This is a genomic window from Flavobacterium defluvii, assembly GCF_900129555.1.
Taxonomy (GTDB): Bacteria; Bacteroidota; Bacteroidia; order Flavobacteriales; family Flavobacteriaceae; genus Flavobacterium; species Flavobacterium defluvii.
In genome coordinates, this window is the sequence record NZ_FQWC01000008.1 from 198,814 (window position 1) to 218,202 (window position 19,389).

Below are 19,389 nucleotides of genomic sequence, written 5' to 3' on the forward strand. Positions count from 1 at the left end.
ATGAAATACCTAAAACTAATTCGATATAAAAATCTATTAATGCTTGCTTTTATGCAGGTTTTATTTCGTTATGCTTTTTTAAAACAACAGGATATACCATTGGCATTGGCCGACTGGCAATATGGACTTTTGGTTTTAAGCACGGTATTATTAGCAGCAGCAGGATATGTTATCAATAATATTTACGACGTTGCTACCGATACGATCAACAAACCGCAAGATGTGGTTGTAGGTAAAGGAATTTCAGAAACTGCAGCATTTAATATTTATATCGGTCTAAATATTACCGGAGTTGCGCTTGGATTTGTTTTGGCAAATATTATTTTAAGACCAACATTTGCTTCGCTTTTTATTTTAATTGCTTCGCTTCTTTATTTTTATGCAACAACTTTAAAATCGATTATGATTTTAGGGAATTTTGTTGTGGCTGCCTTGCTTTCAGTAAGTGTTTTAATAATTGGAGTTTTTGATCTTTTTCCGGCTACGACAATCGAAAATAAAGCCCAAATGGCGAGCTTCTTTTCTATTTTAACAGATTATGCACTTTTTGCTTTTATGATCAATTTTGTTCGCGAAATAGTTAAAGACATTGAAGACATGGATGGCGATTATAATCAAGGAATGAACACTTTACCAATTGCTATTGGTAAAAATCGTGCAGCAAAAATTGCATTGGGGTTTGCTATAATTCCGTTTATTTTATGTTTGCTTTACATCAATAAATATTTCTTTGAAAATAATCTTCTAGTAGTAACGTTTTATACATTCGTTTTTGTTTTAGCGCCTTTGTTATATTTTATTGTAAAAATTTTTAGCGCTAAAACAAAAAAAGATTTCCATCATTTAAGTACGATTTTAAAATTGATTTTATTCTTTGGAATCTTATCCATTTTAGTCATTAGCTTAAACCATCAATACCTTTTAACTCATGCTTAAAGAAAAACTTAAAAAATATAAAATCATATTGGCTTCGGGTTCTCCGCGAAGACAGCAGTTTTTTAAAGATTTAGATCTTGACTTTGAAATTCGTTTAAAAGACGTTGAAGAAATCTACCCTCCTGAATTAAAGGCAGTAGAAATCACTGATTTTCTGGCACAGTTAAAGGCAGATGCTTTTAAAAACGAATTAAAAGAAAATGAAATTTTAGTTACAAGCGACACCATTGTCTGGCATCAAAATAAAGCTTTAGGAAAACCAAAAAATGCCCAGGATGCTTTTGAAATGATAAAATCGATGTCAAACGCAACCCATGAAGTAATTACATCTGTTTGCTTTCAAACCAATACAACTTCTACTCTCTTACATGATATTACAAAAGTTACTTTTAAAGATTTATCAGATGAAAGTATTTTGTATTATATCGAAAATTACAAACCTTATGACAAAGCCGGTGCATACGGAATTCAGGAATGGTTTGGTTTTATGGCGGTTACAAAAGTTGAAGGTTCGTATACCAATGTTATGGGACTTCCTACGGCTAAAGTTTATGATTATTTGAGTACTTTAGTGTAAAAATTTATTTATGTTTTCTTTTAAAGAATATACTCAGGAAATATTTGCTACCATTATTCTTCTTTTAGTTTTAATTACTTTAAGAATGGTTGTCGCTAAATTAATCCGTCGCTTTGCTGCTACAAGTCATTTATTAGAACATCGTACAAATTTGGTTATCAAATACATTAATATTTTAATGAATATTTTGGTTGCCATAAGTTTAATCGTGATCTGGGGTGTAGATACCAAAGATATATTCATAACCGTTTCTTCAATTGCAACCGTTATTGGCGTTGCCATGTTTGCACAATGGTCAATTCTGAGCAATATAACTTCGGGAATGATCTTATTCTTTTCATTTCCTTTTAGAATTGGGGATACCATAAAAATTCACGATAAAGATTTTCCTATCGAAGCTGAAATCGAAGATATTAATACCTTTCACGTAAGCCTGCGAACTAAAGAAGGCGAAAAAATAATTTTCCCTAATAATCTGCTTTTGCAAAAGGGAATTTCAATCATGCCTTCTCATTATGAAGAGAAAGAATTTTTTGATTAATTTTTGAATGGGAATTTTATAAAGTATAATTAAAAAGCTAAAACGTTATAATTTAAAGAAATTATAATATTTGCTTAACCAAATTATACATTTTTCTAAAATTTCATTTAAATGATTCAAACAATTAAGTTACCGTTTTATGCAAAACTTGCCTGTATCTTAGTAAGCTTAATTTCATTTGCTTATATTTTTTGTATTACCAAAGATATCCTTACACCAGTTTTACTAGCATTTTTATTTGCGGTTTTACTATTGCCGATTTTTACTTTTCTGCATACAAAAGTTAAGTTTCCAAGGCATCTTGCAGCAATAGTCTGCATGATAATTTTCATATCCTTTATTGTTGGTATTTTAGTTTTTATATCTTATCAGGTTACCTACATGGCAAATGATTTTGGTACAATAAAGAAAAACGCAAATTCCTTTATTATTGAAATTCATAAGTTTATCAGAGAAAATTTTGAGATAAGTATTGGCGAACAAAAAAAATATCTTGATTCTGTTACGAAAGATTCAGTTAAAAATGGTCAGGCAAAATTAGGTTCGGCGATTATATCTATAAGCGATGTTCTTTTAGACAGTACTATTATGATTATTTATACGTTTCTGTTTTTAATATACAAAGAACACTTCAAATTGTTTTTGGCCAAATTAATAAACAAAGAAAATCATTCGGTATTAAAAGATATACTGTCGCAGATAAAAGTTTCAATCAATAATTATATTGTAAGTCTGATTATTGAAATGATTGTCGTTTCAATATTAACAAGTTTAGGACTTTGGATTATTGGTATCAAATATTTTATTTTATTAGGTTTAATAACCGGAATTCTAAATTTGGTACCTTATATCGGGATTTTGATTGCTGGAATAATTACTGTTTTTGCTTCTCTCACAGGTTCTGGCGAGACCTCAGTAATATTAGGCATTTTGATTGTAAATGTAATCGTTCAGTTAATTGATAATAACATTCTTGTGCCTTTAATAATTAATTCAAAAGTAGAAATAAACGCTTTTGTTTCGATTATGGGAATTATAGTGGGCGGTGCTGCAGCCGGAATTTCCGGAATGTTTTTGGCCATACCGCTTCTGGCAATTTTAAAAATTATTTTTGACAGAATTGAATCACTCGAACCCTGGGGATATTTAATGGGAAATCATGTTCCGAGAAAATTTACCTGGAGAGTCCGCAGAAGAAAAATCGAAGAGTAAAATTGTCTACCGGTTTTAAAAATAATCGTGTTATTTATCTTAAATTCATAGAATAATCAGCCTTTAAATAGTTTAAACTTATCTGAATGTTACTCAATAAAAAAATAGTTGTTTTTATTTCCTTATGCTTTTGTTTACAAAGCATTTGTGCACAAACAGATAAAACAAAAAAGGACAATCCTCCTAAAAAAGACAGTACAGAGATTTACACTAAAATTAAAAATTATTCAAAGAAAAATAAGTTTACCCAAACACTTCACAAGCTTCTTTTTAGAACCAAAAAGCCTAAAAAAAGAGAAGTAATCGAACCAAGTGATTCAGAACAATACGAAGGTAAAATTATTCGAAAAATAAATATTATAACTTTAGATCCTTTTGGTTATTCGCTAACGGATACAACAGCTGGTCCAAAAAACTGGGGAGAACGAACAGGAAACAGCCTGCATTTAAAAACTAAAAAAATAGCAATTTACAATCTTCTTTTATTTAGAAGAAATGCACCCTACGATCCTTATAAAGTTCAGGAATCCGAACGTTTGATTCGTGCGCAGCGATATGTTACTGCGGTAAGGATTACTAATGAATTAGCAAGTCCCGCCTCAGATTCTGTTGATGTAACAATTCGGGTTTTGGATTCGTGGAGTACAATTCCGAGATTTTCAATTTCCAGCAACAGAATTGGTGTAGGATTTAAAGAAAAAGATTTTTTCGGTACAGGCCAGCAGCTCGAATATCGTTTTACCAATCGATTTAATGATGGTGCAAATGGTAACGAAGTTACTTATACTGTTCCTAATATAAAAAACACTTATATAGGAACTACACTTCATTACAATATGGATTTAGACAATAATTATACTAAAAGTATTAATATTGAACGAGATTTCTATTCACCTTTAACCAAATGGGCGGGCGGAGTTTTTGTTGGGCAAAACTATAGAAGAGATACATTGCAGGCGCCAGATCTGAGTTATGCTTTTCAGTCTTTTAAAAATAATTTTCAAGATTTATGGGTTGGTAAAGCCACAAAAGTCTATGAAGATGATAATGAGGCCATAACTAATTTAATTACATCAGCCCGATTTTTGAATGTAAATTACAGTCAATCTCCTGATTCATTGTATGATCCGACAAATTTTTATTCAGATGAGAAACTGCTCTTAATGGGAGTTGGATTAAACAGACGTAAATTTATAAAGGATAATTATATTTTTAGAAATGGCCAGACCGAAGACGTTCCGATAGGAAGAATTTACGGAATCACATTTGGTTATCAATACAAAAATACTATGTGGCGGCCTTATGCCGGAGCTCAGTTTTCTTTTGGAAATTATTACCGTTTAGGCTTTCTAAGTATGAATTTTGAAGCCGGAACATATTTTCATCAATCTAAAACTTATCAAACGGCTTATTTATTTGAAGCTAATTATTTCACCAAACTTTTTAATCTTGGTACCTGGAAATTAAGACAATTCGTGAATCCTAGAGTTGTAGTTGGTGCTAACAGGGAAGAAATTATTGGAGATGAACTGAATATAAACGAACAAAATGGTTTAGCGGGGTTTAACAGTGCTTTATACGGAACCAGTAAAACGCTTCTGTCTTTGCAAACGCAGACCTACTCGCCGTATGCACTTTGGGGATTTCGTTTAAATCCGTTTTTTAATTATACAATTGCGTTTTTAGGAAGCCCAAAAAATGCAATGTTTGACAGCAAATCATATTCAAAAATAACATTAGGTTTATTAATTAGTAATGACTACTTAGTTTTTAGTAATTTCCAGCTTTCGTTATCCTATTATCCAAGTATTCCGCTTCAGGGAGATAATGTTTTCAAAACCAATACCTTCGAAACAACAGATTATGGTTTGCAGAGTTTTGAGCTGGCAAAACCAAGAATTGTAGATTATCGATGATATAAAATAGGTAAAAAAAATATTTTTTTATTTATTTAAAAAAGCCTATAAATCAATATTTTACAACAAAATAGCTCAAAAAAATCGGTGAAACGCATAATTTATCCGATGAAATACAATTGTTTTTATATTTTTGGCACGGTATATGAAAATCCCTAAGTAACATTAACATTAAAAGTCTAGAAAAGATGAAAACAATTAAAATAGCAATCGCCGGATTATTCCTTTTGATTGCAAATGCCACACAAGCTCAGGTATCAATTAACGTTAATATAGGGACGCCACCAGCTTGGGGACCTGCCGGATATTCTGAAATGGAATATTACTATCTTCCAGATATTGAAGCTTATTACGATGTACGTGCATCACAGTTCATCTATTTTGGAGGAGGAAGATGGGTTAGAACAACTTATTTACCAAGACAATACAGAAACTATGATTTATACGGAGGTTATAAAGTAGTTTTAACAGATTACCACGGAAGAACTCCTTATGTGTATTTTGACCGTCACAGAGTAAAATACTATAAAGGGTATCACGGTGCACCACAAAGACCATATAGACCAAGAGAAGTATATGGATATGATGACAGACGTTATGATAAACATTACAAGCATGATAAACATGACAAACACCATGGACACGACAGACATGATGATGACCATCATCACCATGGCGGACCTGGAAGAAGATAATATTAAAAATATTGATTTTAATGACAAGAGAGTATCGGTAATTCGGTACTCTCTTTTTTTTAAAACTATTTTTTTTTATAACTTTAGTTAAAACAGTGCATTATGTATATAAATACCCTAACACAATGATTTAAAGCTATTTATTAACAAAATAAACTTGTTTTATTAGATTTATAACATACATTTGCAGCGAATTTTAAAATCCAGAAAAACAATTATGAAAAAGAATCTCTATTTATTTTCATTTTTAGCTCTTTCATTATTAATTTCTTGCGACGATAATAATGATGACAAAAACAACCAATTGTTAGAAACTATTACCATTACCGCAGATCAAAACACTTTAAATAAAAGACTTGATTACACCAATGCTGGGGTAATTTCGATCGAAAATGGTTCTTTAACCGGTAAAAGTGCCGATAATACTGTTACATCTTTTCCTTTAGTTCAAATAGCCGAAATAAAACCGCCGGTAGATGCTAATGGTAAAACATTACAGGCAAGCCATGTAGCCGTAAACGGAAACTATGCTTATGTTTCTTATATCACTAGAGGCGATGTATACTCTGGAGCAATAGATGTTATAGATGTTTCAGATCCTTATAAACCAAAACTGGTTACTTCTGCATTAATTCCCAATACAGATATTACTTCACTTACCTACTCTAATGGAAACCTTATTATTGGTGCCGCAAAAGATGTAGATAAAGATCCTTTGCTTGGTAGCAATCCGGCAATTGTATTTAATATGACATTAAACTCAGGACTACTTACTAATCAACTCACAACAAATTACTTAGAAAGCAGAGTTACAACAGATGTGGCTTCTAATCCTACAAATTATTTTGCTGTAACCGGAGATAACGGAAGCTTATTTAAAATAAGTAATTCTACAAAAGCAGTTACCGGAAAAACTGCAATGGCTGATTTACGTTCGATTGCTTTAACAACAGATAAGGTTGTTACTCTAAGCGGAACGAAAGGTGTAAACATTTACAATCAATCGACACTCACTTTGCAAAAAAGCTTTACAACTTCTACAGATGTTAGCGGTGCAAAAAGAACAATGGATATTGACGGAACAAAACTTTTAGTTTCTGAAGGTGCAAATGGTCTTGGCGTTTACGACATTAACAGCGGTTCTAAATTACAAACTATAGCAATTTCTGCTTCTGGCGAGGATAATGTTACCAATGCCGTTTCTGTAAACGATGGTTATGCATTTCTTGCAAATGGTGCTTTAGGCCTTAATGTTTACCAATCCGGAACACAGCTTAGTTTATTAGGATCAGTAGGAATTGCAGGTTCATCAAACTATGTTAAATCAAGCGGTAACTATATTTATGTTGCCAGCGGAACAGGCGGTTTAAAAATCATTAAGATGGAAAAACCAAGTACAACATTTGCAAGCTGTTCATCGTATGGTTTATACAATCAGGGTAGGGATTTAATCCTGAACTCTAATGAAACCAAATCATATCAGGGAGCTACTTCTATAAATTCTGCAATTGTAAATTCTGGCGCTGTATTAACCCATTGTGGCGCTATCTCTGTATTAAATAATTTGACTTTAAACAGCAATGGTACTTTTAATATGAGAGGAAGTTTATCTCATGGAAAATACCAGCAGTCAAGCCCAACAGAACTTATTATTAACGATAAAGCATTATTACAAATTGAAGGTTCTGTAGTAATTTGGGGAGATTTAAGATTAAACAGCGGTGCCAAAATTAATTTTATAGGCAATGATTCTTCTATAACTATTTATGGAAAAGTAATTAAAGGAAGCAACGTAACCATCACCGGAACTTATAGAGACACCGAAAATAAACTGAAATAAAGTCGAGAGCGCTTAACGCTTTTTCACTTAAACTATAAAGGCTGTCAGATTTATTCTGGCAGCTTTTTTATTTTATTCCTAAAATTGAGGTATAATTATTGTGCATTAACATTTCATTTAAATAATCTTCCATAAAATAATTAGTATTTTTGGGACAATTTCAAAAACCATCTAACTACACCATGCGAAAAATACAAGTTCAAATACTTCTTTTATTTTTTATAAGTTTTCAAATTTCATTTGCACAACAGCCGCAAAAACCAAATGCTGTAGAAATTTACAATCAAATCAAAAAATTAAACTTTTTAGGTTCTGTATTATATGTTGCAGCACATCCAGATGACGAAAATACACGAATGATTTCGTATTTGGCTAATGAAATGAATGCCAGAACTGGTTATTTATCTTTAACTCGCGGTGATGGAGGTCAAAATTTAATTGGACCACAATTGCGTGAATTACTTGGTGTAATAAGAACGCAGGAATTAATAGAAGCACGAAAAATTGACGGCGGAGAACAGTTTTTTTCGAGAGCAAATGATTTTGGTTTTTCTAAAAACCCGGACGAAACCTTGCAAATTTGGGATAAAGACAAAGTACTTGCCGATGTTGTCTGGACAATTAGAAATTTTCAACCGGATATTATTATAAACAGATTCGATCACCGCTCGCCTGGAACAACTCATGGTCATCATACTTCATCTGCAATGCTTAGTGTAGAAAGTTTCAAATTGACAAATGATCCAAAAGTATATCCTGAACAATTAAAATACGTTTCACCGTGGCAGGTAAAACGCCAGTTTTTTAATCCATCGTGGTGGTTTTATGGAAGTCAGGAGAAATTCGATGCAGCAAATAAATCAAAATTTACAAAATTAGAAACAGGAGTTTACTATACCGGAATTGGAAAATCAAATCAGGAAATTGCTGCTTTAAGCAGAAGCCGCCATCAATCGCAAGGATTTGGAAGTACTGGTGTTCGTGGTTTAGAAACAGAATATTTAGAACTTATTAATGGTGAAACCCCAAAAGACCGCGACAATTTATTTGACGGAATCGACACAACCTGGAACCGCGTTAAAAACGGAAAACCAATTGGAGATTTGATCTCGAGAATTATTGATAAATACAATTTCAGCAATCCATCAGCAAGTATTCCTGATTTAGTAAAAGCTTACACTATGATTCAGGCTTTAGACGATACACATTGGAAAAATCTAAAATCTAATGCAATAAAAAATATCATTGCATCGTGTTCAGGTCTATATCTTGAAGCTGTTTCAAGTGAGCAGGAAGCAACGCCTGGAAGCCGAATTAATTTAAGCTTAGAAGCAATTAACAGATGTTCTGTTGAAATGCAATTAACAAGCGTTACAACGCTGCCAGACAATAAAACGACAGCTCAAAACAGTATTTTAAAAGATAACAACGATCAGAAAATCAATTTGCAGTTACAGCTTCCTAACAATATTGAATACACACAGCCATATTGGCTAAAAGAAAAAGCAACAGTTGGAATGTACACAGTTTCTAATCAGCAAAACATTGGAATTCCGGATATTATTAGAGAAGTAAAAGTTATATTCAATATAAAAATCAAAGATGTTGAAATTCCGTTTGAACGTACAGTTGTTTACAAATATAATGACGGGGTAAAAGGCGAAATGTATAATTTCCTTGATATTGTTCCCGAAGTTACTACGTCAATTTTAGAAAAAGTTTTGGTTTTTAGAGATACCAAAAGTAAAATGGTTCCGGTAAAAGTTCGCGCCGGAAAAGATAATGTAAATGGAAATTTACAACTAGATTTACCAAAAAGCTGGAATGTTTCTCCAAAACAAATTCCGTTTACTTTAGATAAAAAAGGAAACGAACAAATTTTCTATTTTGAAGTTACACCGCCTGTAAATCCTGAAGAAGTTGTCGCAAAAAGCATTGCAATTGCTGATAACAAGCGTTTTGACAGAGATCAGACTATTATCGATTTTAATCACATAACAAAACAAATGGTTTTAAAACCAGCTGAATCAAAATGTATCAGAATTGATTTAAAAACTTCAGGAGATGCGATTGCATATATTATGGGCGCAGGAGATGAAGTTCCGGAAAGTTTAACCCAGATGGGATACAAGGTTACGATTTTAAAACCAGAAGAAATTACACCAGAAAAACTAGATTCATTTTCAACTGTTATTACAGGAATTAGAGCTTACAATACCGTAAATGCTTTAGCCAATAAACAAAATATCTTATTCAATTTTGTAAAAAGTGGTAAAAACATGATCGTGCAGTATAACACAAACGGAAAATTAGTAACCGATAAAATTGCTCCTTATCCGTTAAAATTGTCAAACGATCGAGTTACTGAAGAAAATGCAAAAATCACATTTTTAGCACCAAATCATCCTGTTTTAAATACGCCAAACAAAATCACTGCAAAAGATTTTGAAGGCTGGACACAAGAACAAGGTTTATATTATCCGGACGAATACGATGCAGCCTTTACTCCTATTATATCGTCTCATGACAAAGGAGAATCAGCTAAAAAAGGAGCTTTATTAGTCGCTCCATATGGAAAAGGATATTACATATATACCGGTTTAAGCTTTTTTAGAGAACTGCCTGAAGGCGTTACAGGTGCTTACAGATTGCTATCGAATATTATCTCGTTAAAACAGCCTGTCGAAGCTCCAAAACAAGATATCAAACAATAACTTCAGAATATGGAAGCAAAAAAAACAAAAAAATGGAAAAAAAGTTACACCTATGTTTTGGTTGCTAACCTAATTTATATTGTGATTTTTTTCTTAATCATGCAATTTTATTCATAACCTATGCAGCTATTTGACTGGATTGTACTTATTGTAACTCTTTTATTCATTGTTGGTTACGGTTCCTGGAAAACCAGAGGAAGTAAAAACGTTGAAGATTTTATTTTAGGAAACAACGAAACACCTTGGTATACTGTAGGCCTTTCTGTAATGGCAACTCAGGCCAGCGCCATTACCTTTTTATCTACACCGGGACAAGCTTATCATGACGGAATGGGTTTTGTGCAGTTCTATTTTGGACTGCCCATTGCAATGGTTGTTATTTGTTTGACATTTATTCCGCTTTATCATAAATATAAAGTTTTCACCGCTTACGAATTTCTTGAAAAAAGATTCGACGTTCAGACCCGTTCACTTGCTGCCATTTTATTTTTAATTCAAAGAGGATTAGGTACCGGACTTACAATTTATGCCCCGGCGATTATTTTATCGGCGCTTTTGGGCTGGAACTTAACCATAATGAATATTATAATAGGAGTTTTGGTTATCATTTATACTTTTTCCGGAGGAACAAAAGCTGTAAACGTGACGCAGAAACAGCAGATGTTTGTTATTATGTCCGGAATGTTTATCACATTTTTTCTCATTTTACATTACCTGCCAAACGATATGACTTTTACAAGCGCATTGCATATTGCAGGTGCCAATGATAAGATGAATATTGTTGATTTTTCTTTTGATCCTGAAGAAAAGTATACCATTTGGAGCGGAATTACAGGTGGATTTTTCTTAGCCCTCGCCTATTTCGGTACAGATCAATCTCAGGTTGGAAGATATTTATCCGGAAAATCAGTTACCGAAAGTCAGATGGGATTAATCATGAATGGTCTTTTAAAAGTTCCAATGCAGTTTTTTATTCTATTGACAGGAGTTATGGTTTTTGTTTTTTTCCAGTTCAATCCGGTTCCTTTAAATTTTAATCCGAATAATAAAATTGTAATCGAAAAATCGGCTTATAAAGAAGAATACCGAACTTTAGAAAAAAAGCTTGAAAAACTTTCTGAAGATAAAAAAGTAATCAATTTATTGTATATCGATCAGCTTAATCAGGATTACGACAATCCTATTCTGCGAAAAGAATTAGTCAATTTATCCAATAAAGAAAAAGATCTACGCGATCGAGCCAAAGAAATTATCGAAAAAGCCGACAGCAATAGCGAAACCAACGATAAAGATTACGTATTTTTCCATTTTATCCTGCATTATTTACCAAAAGGTTTAATTGGTTTATTACTTGCCGTTATTCTTTCGGCTGCGATGTCATCTACCGCTTCGGGCTTAAACGCGCTGGCTTCAACAACAGCGATTGATATTTACAAAAGAAATCTCAAAACCGAAAAATCAGAGAAACATTATCTAAACGCAACAAAGTTTTTTACTCTGTTTTGGGGAGTTGTAGCCATACTTTTTGCCTGCGTAGGAACTTTGTTTGAAAATTTAATTCAGCTTGTAAATATAATTGGTTCTATTTTTTATGGAACAGTTCTTGGAATCTTTTTAGTTGGATTTTATCTTAAAAGAGTTCAGGCAAAGCCAATGTTTATTAGTGCCATTATAAGTCAGTTTGTAATTATAATTATTTATTATTTTATGGTTTACAAACAAGAAAAATTAGGTTATTTATGGCTTAATTTTATTGGGGCTATTTTGACTATTGCTTTGTCATTGATTTTTCAGTTTTTATTTTTTAAAGGAGATAAAAAAGAGAACAACGATTTAATTTTAGAGGAATAGATAAAGTAAGTGGATTTTAAACGTTATTCTGTCAGTAGTTTTTCAAACTAAAAAACAATAGAAAATCTAAACAAATCTCTATCTTTGAGTTAATCACTTCATCATACAGCATTATGAAAGAACACAAAAAATACAGCAATAAAACCAAAGCCGCTTTTATTCTGTTGATTGTAATGCTAATCATTTTGCTTGGAAATTTCAATACGCTTCAAAACTCGAAAAAAGTAAATGAAAATATTAATGCAATCTATAAAGACCGATTAGTTGTAGCGCATTATATTTTTCAATATTCAAAACAACTTCATTTTATAAAAAGTGAAGCCGAAAAGCTCAATTTAAGCGATAATATTAAAAAAGACGAAATCGTTCATACTTTAAATATCATTCACAATATTGACGATTTGTACGCCAAAACTGTTCTCACAAATAACGAAAAACAACATTTTGATATCTTTTTGGCTTCTTGTAAAGAAATCAACAAACAAGTCGAAAATAAAAACTGGTATAAAATTGCAAAATCGAGCGAATTTGCTTTAAAAACTTTAGAATCCTTATCAGAAATTCAAATTAAAGAAGGAAAAGCCAAGTTGTCAAGCGCAAATGCGATGTACAATAAAAACAATAGTTTAGGTCAGCTTCAGATTGGTTTACTAATAATTTTGGGCGGAATTACTTTTTATCTTTTGATTGTAAAGAAAATTAAACGAAAAGTAAAAATTCCTGAACCGCCCAGTATGAATTAGTTTATTTAAATTTTCTGTCTTCTTCTTTTATTTGAAGATCATTTATACTAGCAAATCTTTTCTGCATTAAACCGTTTTCGTCAAATTCCCAGTTTTCATTTCCGTAAGCTCTAAACCAGTTGCCATTAATATCTTGATATTCATACTCAAATCTCACAGCAATTCTGTTTTCAGTATGAGCCCAATATTCTTTTTTAAGTTTATAGTTTTTCTCTTTCTTCCATTTTTCAGTTAAAAACTGAACAATTTCCTCACGTCCGTTTACAAATTTATCTCTGTTTCGCCATTCGCTGTCAATTGTATAAGCTTTTGAAACTCTTTCCGGATTCTGACTATTCCAGGCATCTTCTGCCAGCTGAATTTTTTCTTTTGCCGTTTCTAATGTGAAAGGCGGCAATGGTAATTTCTGTTCCATTACTTTAAAATTAGGGTTTGAATTATTTTTTTTGATTGTTCTATTAACTCGTTTGATTTAAACATTTGACTTTCAACAATGCAGCTTTCAAATAATAAATACAAATGATCTGAAAGCAATTCATCTTTTAAAATTTCTTTGAAATAATTACGCAAATCATTTTTATGACTTTGAATAACGTTAAGGATTTTGATATTATCAGACGGAATTTCCGAAAGTATATTTAAAAAGCTGCAGCCTCTAAAATTTTCTTTTTGATTCATATAAATTAAAAAGTCAAATGATGCTAAAACTTTAGAATTTGAACTTTCTGTTTTTGATGTGAATTTTAATAATTCGCTGAACCAAAAATCATGACGCTGATTTAAAAAAGCGACACACAAATCTTCTTTGGATTTAAAGTGCTGATAAAAGCTTGCTTTTGCCACTTTCGATTCTTCAATAATTTGATTAATTCCTGTAGAATTATAACCTTGTTTATGGAATAAACTAAAAGTCTTTTCTAAAATTCTTTCTTTTGGCTGCATCTTCAATTAATTTACTCTGCAAATATAAATATTTTTTATCAAATACAGACAAGTCTGTCTATATTTATTTAAAAAAAAATTCCAAAACTCATAAAGCTTTGGAATATATTTTTTTATACTAAAATTGAAATGTTATCTGCTCCACTCAGCGATACTATCTTTATTCATTTTTACATAATCCTGATTGTTTGCGGCCTCGGCAGCGGCAAGAGATGCTTTTGCTGTTTCAATCGCTCCCTTTTTATCTCCTTGTTTTGCCTGAATTAATGATTTTAATCTTGAAACATAATAAGGTTTATCTGAGCTCATATCTAAAGCTTTATCAACATAGATTTTAGCAGTATCTAAATTTCCATTTGCCGAAAATAAATATTGAGAAGCTGCATAATAATCATTCCACGTTGGTCCTGCCAAAGTTTTTTCAATACTTGCAATTGCAGTTTTAGCCGTTGGAACTTCAAATTTTAAAGCAACATGAGAGTTTTCCCAAGCCATTTCTAAATAACCAAAATTTTGATCTAAACTATTAATTCCAATTGTAAAAGTTTCTACAGGAGTTGGCAATGCATTTTCTTTAACTGTAGTTCTCAGAACAACATATGCATCGTTCCAGTTTTCAGGTAATCCCCAGTTATCAGTAGACAGATAAAAAATAACTTCCCAGCTTTCTATTTTTGGAATGGTATAGATTGCATACTTCCCTTTTTTAAGCGTTTTGCCATCAATAATTACATCGTCACTAAAATTAATAACTGTGTTTTCATTGGCTCCAGTTCTCCAAAGTTTACCAAACGGAACTAAATTTCCAAAAACCGCTCTGCCCTTAGCACTTGGTCTTGAATAAGTAACTTCGACATCAGTTAAACCAACTGTTTGTTTAATATATCCTTTTGGGCTTGCTTGTGGCGTTTTAACTTGTGCTTCTGAAGCAAAAGGTGCCAAAATTATGGCTAATGCAATAAGTAGTTTTTTCATTATTAAGTGTTTGTTTGTTTTTCCTCAAATTTACAAATTCAATTTCCTAACAAATGTTAAATTTTATATAATTCAAGACTTGAGCTGTGATATTTTTTGTGCATTTAACTCATTAAAATGATTGATAACAATATCGGCTTGTTCGAGATTTTGCATGTTCGAATGTTCGCTTACATAGCCTACACAAAAAATTCCGGCAGCTTTTGCCGCTTTTACACCATTTGTACTGTCTTCAATAATAATACATTCCTCTTTTGGGGCGATCGATAACGAAGCAGCATGAATAAAAATTGCAGGATTTGGTTTTGACTGTGGAAAATCTTCTCCGCTTACGATATGTGAAAAATACTGGTGAAGATTAAATCTTGTAAAAACACGTTCGATAGTAACTTTTGATGCCGATGAAGCCAAAATTAACTGAATTCCATTTGCATATAAATCTTTAATTAAATCCTCGACACCATCTAATAAATACAAATCTTCTTTGGTATCAAAAGCATCATTAAAAAGATTTCTTTTTCTTTGGATCAAATCTTCAACCTCATGCTCAATTGCAGGAAAAAATCCTTTTAAACTCTGAAATGTATTTCGGGTAGAAAATCCCGTAAATGAGGTGTACATTTCCTCAGGAACTTCAATGTTTAATTCTGAAAATTGTTTGTAATATGCATAACGATGAACGGGTTCTGTATCGACAATAACGCCGTCCATATCAAAAATTACTGTTTTAATCATTTTTTTTTAGGTACTAAGGTTCTGAGATGCTAAGATTCTAAGCTTTGTTTCAGGTTTTTCTTTGTTTCATGTTTCAAGTTACTAGATTGGGAAACTTCGACAAAGTGTACTCCGGTTAGAACGTGAAACCTGAAACTTTAAACTTGAAACAAAATCTTCTACTCTTTTTTAAGTAAATAACGAATCACGGTTTCTGCCGCGTGAAGCCCGAATAATCCCGGCATGTAGCTGTTTGTTCCGTAAAAAGATTTTTTGAAGTTTTTTCCATCCGTTAGTTTTAAGCTTTTTTCATTTTGAATTTCAGATGAAAAAACAACTTTTAATTTATTGATATTTACAGCTTTCAAACGTTTACGAATAGTTTTTGAAAAATAACAGTTGATGGTTTTAGAAATATCTGCCACTTTTACTTTAGAAGCCAGCATCTTTCCTCCTGCTCCCATGCTGCTAATGATTTTTACTCTTTTGCGTTTTGCGGCAATAATTAAATTTAGTTTTGGAGTAATACTGTCGATACAATCCATAACGTAATCAAAATCTGAGGTAACGATTTCAAAAGCGCGTTCCGGAGATAAAAATTCCTGAACACGAGTTAATTTCAATTCTGGATTGATATCCATTAAACGATCGCCGACAATTTTAATTTTTGGTTCTCCAACTGTAGAATGTAAAGCCGGTAATTGTCTGTTAATGTTTGTAATATCGACAACATCACCATCAACAATAGTCATATTTCCTACTCCTGCCCTTGCTAAAAATTCAGCTGCAAAAGATCCAACGCCGCCTAAGCCAACTACTAAAACATTTGCATTTCGCAAGTTTTCCAATCCTTCTTTTGTAAATAAAAGCTCGGCTCTTTCTGTCCACTCTGCCATATTATATTTTTTGTTTTTTTATTTGTTTCAGGTTTCAGGTTTCAAGTTTTAGGTTTCACCGTTTGTCAGGCTGAACGAAGTCGAAGCCTAGTGTCCAATTGATACGCCCTTCGATTTCGCTCAGGGTGACAAACTCATTTCACTTTTCACTAATTATTTTCACCAAAAACTTGTTTAAAATTACTTGAGATAATATCCTGTAAATCTTTCAAATTGAGATTTTTATATTCTGATGCTAAACTGTAAACCTGCTCGATGTTTTCTTCAATTGTATCGGTTTCCAAAAAGAAACGATCATTTGGAATATCCTGAAAAACAGTTTTCAAATCCGGATTTCTTAAAAGATATTTTCCAAATGAAATATAAAATCCGTCTTTAATTAACTGTTCAGCAAGTTGCTTGTTTTTTGAAAAACCGTGAATAATCATCGGAACAGAAATTTTCAGTTTCTTTTTAATTGCTGTAACTTCCTGAAAAGCCGCAACACAATGAATTACAACTGGTTTTTTATATTTTTCAGCTAAAGCCAATTGTTTTTCAAAAACTGTAATCTGAAGTTCTAGCGGAATTTCGATTCGTTTATCTAAACCACATTCGCCAATCGCCAGACAATTTTTAGTCTGGAGTTTTTCTTCAATAATTTTCAATTCTAAATCAATTCCACTTTCCTTAATATGCCAGGGATGAATTCCGATGGAATAAAACGGAATTGTCGCATCAAATTCCAGCGGATATTGATTGACCAATTCTAATACATTAGAACGATTTGTAAATTGATGTGTATGAAAATTAAAGAATTCCATTAATGAAATGTTTTCACTCCGGCTTTAATTTCTACTTTTAGATCATTTTCCAATGGAACAAGCGGACATGAATACTTATGATTATAAGCACAATACGGATTATAGGCCTGATTAAAATCAACAGCAATTGTATTTCCTTTTGGGATTTTTAAGTCGATGTATCTTCCGCCGATATAGCTTTCTTTTCCACAGGTTAAATCAGAAAACGGAAGGAATAAATGGTCTTTATATTCTTTTTGTTTAGAAAGTTCAATGTTTCTGTAAACATTCAACTGCATATCGACACCATTTAAAGTAAAAAACAGAGTTCCGTATTTAATATATTTTGGAGTCCTTGTTCCCGTAGTTTTCATTTCGAAAACTTTTTCATTCTTTGCTTTTTCAAATCTTGCATTCACAAAATATTTTGCATCGATTGGATAAAAATCTAAACTTTTAAAATTCTTTAAATCTTCCTCCATCAACGGACTTGTCTTAGCATCAGCATATTCTGAATTAATTTGCTTTTGAAATTTTTCAGCTTCGCTCAGACTAAATTTACTTTGGCAAAAACCAAAATGAAATGCTAATAACAAAATTAGGATTATACGGTTTCTCATCTTTGAAATTTTATGCAAAAATAGTTTAAAATTAACAAAGCACCAACCGTTAAATGTGGCAAAGTTTTCTAGCTTTGTGACAAAAAAATCATCAATAATGCTCAAAACTGCAGCAAACCATTACGTCAATAATTTTAGAGGATTTACAAAAGAAATTTGGATACTTACTTTAATTACTTTCATAAATCGTGCGGGTACAATGGTTCTGCCTTTTTTATCAAAATATTTAAATGAAGATTTACAGTTTTCGTTAGATCAGGTAAGCTGGATTATGGTTTCATTTGGTTTGGGTTCTATGCTGGGTTCCTGGCTTGGAGGAAAACTTTCTGATAAAATTGGCTTTTACAAAATCATGATTTTTAGTTTGTTTACCAGCGGAGTATCACTTTTCTTTGTTCAATATATTACCTCTTTTTGGGGTCTTTGCATTGCGATGTTTATATTAATGACTATTGCTGATATGTTTCGCCCTGCGATGTTTGTCTCGCTGGGAGCATATGCAAAACCCGAAAACAGAACGCGTGCTTTAACACTTGTTCGTCTAGCAGTAAATTTAGGTTTTGCAGCCGGGCCGGCTCTAGGAGGTTTGATTATTATGGGAATGGGATATTCTGGTTTGTTTTGGGTTGATGGTGCTTCGTGTATTCTTTCAATATCAATTTTTGCTCTATTGGTTAAAGAAAAGAAAAAAGTTGATCATGGTGACAAATCAGAAAGTGTAACAAATGTAAAATCAGTATTTCACGATAAAATATTCTGGGTTTTCTTATTTGTGAGTTTTATAACGGCAATGATATTCTTTCAGCTTTTTACCACTTTACCTTTATATCATCATAAACAATATGGTTTAAACGAATTTCAAACCGGACTTTTAATGACTTTAAACGGGCTTTTAATTTTTGCTTTAGAAATGCCAACCGTAGGTTTTATGGAAAGAAAAGGAATTCCTAAAATTAAAATTATAATTGTCGGATCATTTGTAATGGCACTAAGTTTCTTTTTGCTATTAATTAATGTTTGGGCCGGAATACTGGTAATCAGCATGATTTGTATTTCAATTGGTGAAATCTTAACTTTTCCATTTTCAAATGCTTTTGCTCTGAGCCGTGCACCTCGTGGTCAGGAAGGCCGTTATATGGCTTTGTACACCATGAGTTTTAGTCTGGCTCATATATTTAGTACTAAACTTGGTTTTGGAATTGCTGACCATTTTGGTTATCAAAGGAACTGGCTTTTTATGGCTTCTATTGGAATCATAGCTACTCTTTGCTGTATTTGGATTCGAAATGCCTTACTTCTGGAGAAAAAGAAATAAATTTAACTTTTTCACATAATTTACTATAATTCAAATCATTAACTTTGATTTTGAATAACTTTTCTATGCTTTTTATTAAGCCAAAAACGAAAAATTTAGTTAAATAACTATATTTATAGT

18 protein-coding genes are annotated in these 19,389 nt (G+C 32.1%); 11 read left to right on the forward strand and 7 right to left on the reverse strand.

Features of this window, described 5'->3' with window-relative positions; translation table 11 throughout:
* The 10 genes from BUC29_RS17190 to BUC29_RS17235 all read left to right on the forward strand — a co-directional run bounded on the left by BUC29_RS17190 (nucleotide 1) and on the right by BUC29_RS17235 (nucleotide 13,025).
* Nucleotides 1–936 (forward strand): geranylgeranylglycerol-phosphate geranylgeranyltransferase, encoded by a 936-nt coding sequence (locus BUC29_RS17190; protein WP_073417406.1) that lies wholly within the window; start codon nucleotides 1–3, stop codon nucleotides 934–936.
* Nucleotides 929–1,513: a Maf-like protein gene (locus BUC29_RS17195; protein WP_073417407.1), complete on the forward strand. Its 585-nt coding sequence runs from the start codon at nucleotides 929–931 to the stop codon at nucleotides 1,511–1,513. Before BUC29_RS17190 ends, BUC29_RS17195 begins: the two co-directional genes overlap by 8 nt.
* A gap of 10 nt (nucleotides 1,514–1,523) precedes the next feature.
* The gene (locus tag BUC29_RS17200) at nucleotides 1,524–2,054 is read left to right on the forward strand and encodes a mechanosensitive ion channel domain-containing protein (protein WP_073417408.1); all 531 of its coding nucleotides are present in this window, start codon (nucleotides 1,524–1,526) and stop codon (nucleotides 2,052–2,054) included.
* A gap of 111 nt (nucleotides 2,055–2,165) precedes the next feature.
* On the forward strand, nucleotides 2,166–3,266 hold the full coding sequence (locus BUC29_RS17205; protein ID WP_073417409.1) for an AI-2E family transporter: 1,101 nt from the start codon (nucleotides 2,166–2,168) through the stop codon (nucleotides 3,264–3,266).
* Nucleotides 3,267–3,352: 86 nt separating this feature from the next.
* Nucleotides 3,353–5,182, forward strand: a complete 1,830-nt coding sequence (locus BUC29_RS17210) for a BamA/TamA family outer membrane protein (RefSeq protein WP_073417410.1) — start codon at nucleotides 3,353–3,355, stop codon at nucleotides 5,180–5,182.
* 188 nt (nucleotides 5,183–5,370) lie between these two features.
* Nucleotides 5,371–5,877 (forward strand): hypothetical protein, encoded by a 507-nt coding sequence (locus BUC29_RS17215; RefSeq protein ID WP_073417411.1) that lies wholly within the window; start codon nucleotides 5,371–5,373, stop codon nucleotides 5,875–5,877.
* Between the two features lie 217 nt (nucleotides 5,878–6,094).
* Nucleotides 6,095–7,717 carry an LVIVD repeat-containing protein gene (locus BUC29_RS17220; RefSeq protein ID WP_073417412.1) on the forward strand — a complete coding sequence of 541 codons (1,623 nt, stop codon included), beginning with the start codon at nucleotides 6,095–6,097 and terminating at the stop codon, nucleotides 7,715–7,717.
* 182 nt (nucleotides 7,718–7,899) lie between these two features.
* Nucleotides 7,900–10,431 (forward strand): PIG-L family deacetylase, encoded by a 2,532-nt coding sequence (locus BUC29_RS17225; RefSeq protein WP_073417413.1) that lies wholly within the window; start codon nucleotides 7,900–7,902, stop codon nucleotides 10,429–10,431.
* Nucleotides 10,432–10,551: 120 nt separating this feature from the next.
* Entirely contained in the window at nucleotides 10,552–12,282 is a 1,731-nt protein-coding gene (locus BUC29_RS17230; protein ID WP_073417414.1) for a sodium:solute symporter family protein, read from the forward strand.
* A gap of 113 nt (nucleotides 12,283–12,395) precedes the next feature.
* Complete coding sequence (locus tag BUC29_RS17235; protein WP_073417415.1) at nucleotides 12,396–13,025, forward strand: MCP four helix bundle domain-containing protein; 630 nt, start codon at nucleotides 12,396–12,398, stop codon at nucleotides 13,023–13,025.
* 1 nt (nucleotide 13,026) lies between these two features.
* Here the strand turns inward: BUC29_RS17235 and BUC29_RS17240 are convergent, their stop codons facing one another.
* The 7 genes from BUC29_RS17240 to BUC29_RS17270 all read right to left on the reverse strand — a co-directional run bounded on the left by BUC29_RS17240 (nucleotide 13,027) and on the right by BUC29_RS17270 (nucleotide 17,954).
* Nucleotides 13,027–13,440 (reverse strand): nuclear transport factor 2 family protein, encoded by a 414-nt coding sequence (locus BUC29_RS17240; RefSeq protein WP_073417416.1) that lies wholly within the window; start codon nucleotides 13,438–13,440, stop codon nucleotides 13,027–13,029.
* A complete protein-coding gene (locus tag BUC29_RS17245; RefSeq protein WP_073417417.1) occupies nucleotides 13,440–13,967 on the reverse strand; it encodes a TetR/AcrR family transcriptional regulator in 528 nt (175 codons plus the stop codon). The genes BUC29_RS17240 and BUC29_RS17245 overlap by 1 nt, the downstream gene beginning before the upstream one ends.
* 132 nt (nucleotides 13,968–14,099) lie before the next feature.
* Complete coding sequence (locus BUC29_RS17250) at nucleotides 14,100–14,942, reverse strand: DUF2911 domain-containing protein (protein WP_073417418.1); 843 nt, start codon at nucleotides 14,940–14,942, stop codon at nucleotides 14,100–14,102.
* 72 nt (nucleotides 14,943–15,014) lie between these two features.
* Nucleotides 15,015–15,677: an HAD family hydrolase gene (locus BUC29_RS17255; protein WP_073417419.1), complete on the reverse strand. Its 663-nt coding sequence runs from the start codon at nucleotides 15,675–15,677 to the stop codon at nucleotides 15,015–15,017.
* 158 nt (nucleotides 15,678–15,835) lie between these two features.
* The gene (locus tag BUC29_RS17260; protein ID WP_073417420.1) at nucleotides 15,836–16,552 is read right to left on the reverse strand and encodes a tRNA threonylcarbamoyladenosine dehydratase; all 717 of its coding nucleotides are present in this window, start codon (nucleotides 16,550–16,552) and stop codon (nucleotides 15,836–15,838) included.
* 149 nt (nucleotides 16,553–16,701) lie between these two features.
* On the reverse strand, nucleotides 16,702–17,355 hold the full coding sequence (locus BUC29_RS17265) for a TatD family hydrolase (protein ID WP_073417421.1): 654 nt from the start codon (nucleotides 17,353–17,355) through the stop codon (nucleotides 16,702–16,704).
* Nucleotides 17,355–17,954 carry a DUF1684 domain-containing protein gene (locus BUC29_RS17270; protein ID WP_073417422.1) on the reverse strand — a complete coding sequence of 200 codons (600 nt, stop codon included), beginning with the start codon at nucleotides 17,952–17,954 and terminating at the stop codon, nucleotides 17,355–17,357. The genes BUC29_RS17265 and BUC29_RS17270 overlap by 1 nt, the downstream gene beginning before the upstream one ends.
* A gap of 97 nt (nucleotides 17,955–18,051) precedes the next feature.
* Here BUC29_RS17270 and BUC29_RS17275 point away from each other — a divergent pair, with 97 nt between their 5' ends.
* Nucleotides 18,052–19,269 carry an MDR family MFS transporter gene (locus tag BUC29_RS17275; RefSeq protein WP_073417423.1) on the forward strand — a complete coding sequence of 406 codons (1,218 nt, stop codon included), beginning with the start codon at nucleotides 18,052–18,054 and terminating at the stop codon, nucleotides 19,267–19,269.
* Nucleotides 19,270–19,389 lie beyond the last annotated feature (120 nt).

Excerpts from the sequence above, each read along its gene's own strand:
- BUC29_RS17190 (WP_073417406.1), top strand. The coding sequence starts at position 1 with ATGAAATACCTAAAACTAATTCGATATAAAAATCTATTAATGCTTGCT.
- BUC29_RS17195 (WP_073417407.1), top strand. The coding sequence starts at position 929 with ATGCTTAAAGAAAAACTTAAAAAATATAAAATCATATTGGCTTCGGGT.
- BUC29_RS17200 (WP_073417408.1), top strand. The coding sequence starts at position 1,524 with ATGTTTTCTTTTAAAGAATATACTCAGGAAATATTTGCTACCATTATT.
- BUC29_RS17205 (WP_073417409.1), top strand. The coding sequence starts at position 2,166 with ATGATTCAAACAATTAAGTTACCGTTTTATGCAAAACTTGCCTGTATC.
- BUC29_RS17210 (WP_073417410.1), top strand. The coding sequence starts at position 3,353 with ATGTTACTCAATAAAAAAATAGTTGTTTTTATTTCCTTATGCTTTTGT.
- BUC29_RS17215 (WP_073417411.1), top strand. The coding sequence starts at position 5,371 with ATGAAAACAATTAAAATAGCAATCGCCGGATTATTCCTTTTGATTGCA.
- BUC29_RS17220 (WP_073417412.1), top strand. The coding sequence starts at position 6,095 with ATGAAAAAGAATCTCTATTTATTTTCATTTTTAGCTCTTTCATTATTA.
- BUC29_RS17225 (WP_073417413.1), top strand. The coding sequence starts at position 7,900 with ATGCGAAAAATACAAGTTCAAATACTTCTTTTATTTTTTATAAGTTTT.
- BUC29_RS17230 (WP_073417414.1), top strand. The coding sequence starts at position 10,552 with ATGCAGCTATTTGACTGGATTGTACTTATTGTAACTCTTTTATTCATT.
- BUC29_RS17235 (WP_073417415.1), top strand. The coding sequence starts at position 12,396 with ATGAAAGAACACAAAAAATACAGCAATAAAACCAAAGCCGCTTTTATT.
- BUC29_RS17240 (WP_073417416.1), bottom strand. The coding sequence starts at position 13,440 with ATGGAACAGAAATTACCATTGCCGCCTTTCACATTAGAAACGGCAAAA.
- BUC29_RS17245 (WP_073417417.1), bottom strand. The coding sequence starts at position 13,967 with ATGCAGCCAAAAGAAAGAATTTTAGAAAAGACTTTTAGTTTATTCCAT.
- BUC29_RS17250 (WP_073417418.1), bottom strand. The coding sequence starts at position 14,942 with ATGAAAAAACTACTTATTGCATTAGCCATAATTTTGGCACCTTTTGCT.
- BUC29_RS17255 (WP_073417419.1), bottom strand. The coding sequence starts at position 15,677 with ATGATTAAAACAGTAATTTTTGATATGGACGGCGTTATTGTCGATACA.
- BUC29_RS17260 (WP_073417420.1), bottom strand. The coding sequence starts at position 16,552 with ATGGCAGAGTGGACAGAAAGAGCCGAGCTTTTATTTACAAAAGAAGGA.
- BUC29_RS17265 (WP_073417421.1), bottom strand. The coding sequence starts at position 17,355 with ATGGAATTCTTTAATTTTCATACACATCAATTTACAAATCGTTCTAAT.
- BUC29_RS17270 (WP_073417422.1), bottom strand. The coding sequence starts at position 17,954 with ATGAGAAACCGTATAATCCTAATTTTGTTATTAGCATTTCATTTTGGT.
- BUC29_RS17275 (WP_073417423.1), top strand. The coding sequence starts at position 18,052 with ATGCTCAAAACTGCAGCAAACCATTACGTCAATAATTTTAGAGGATTT.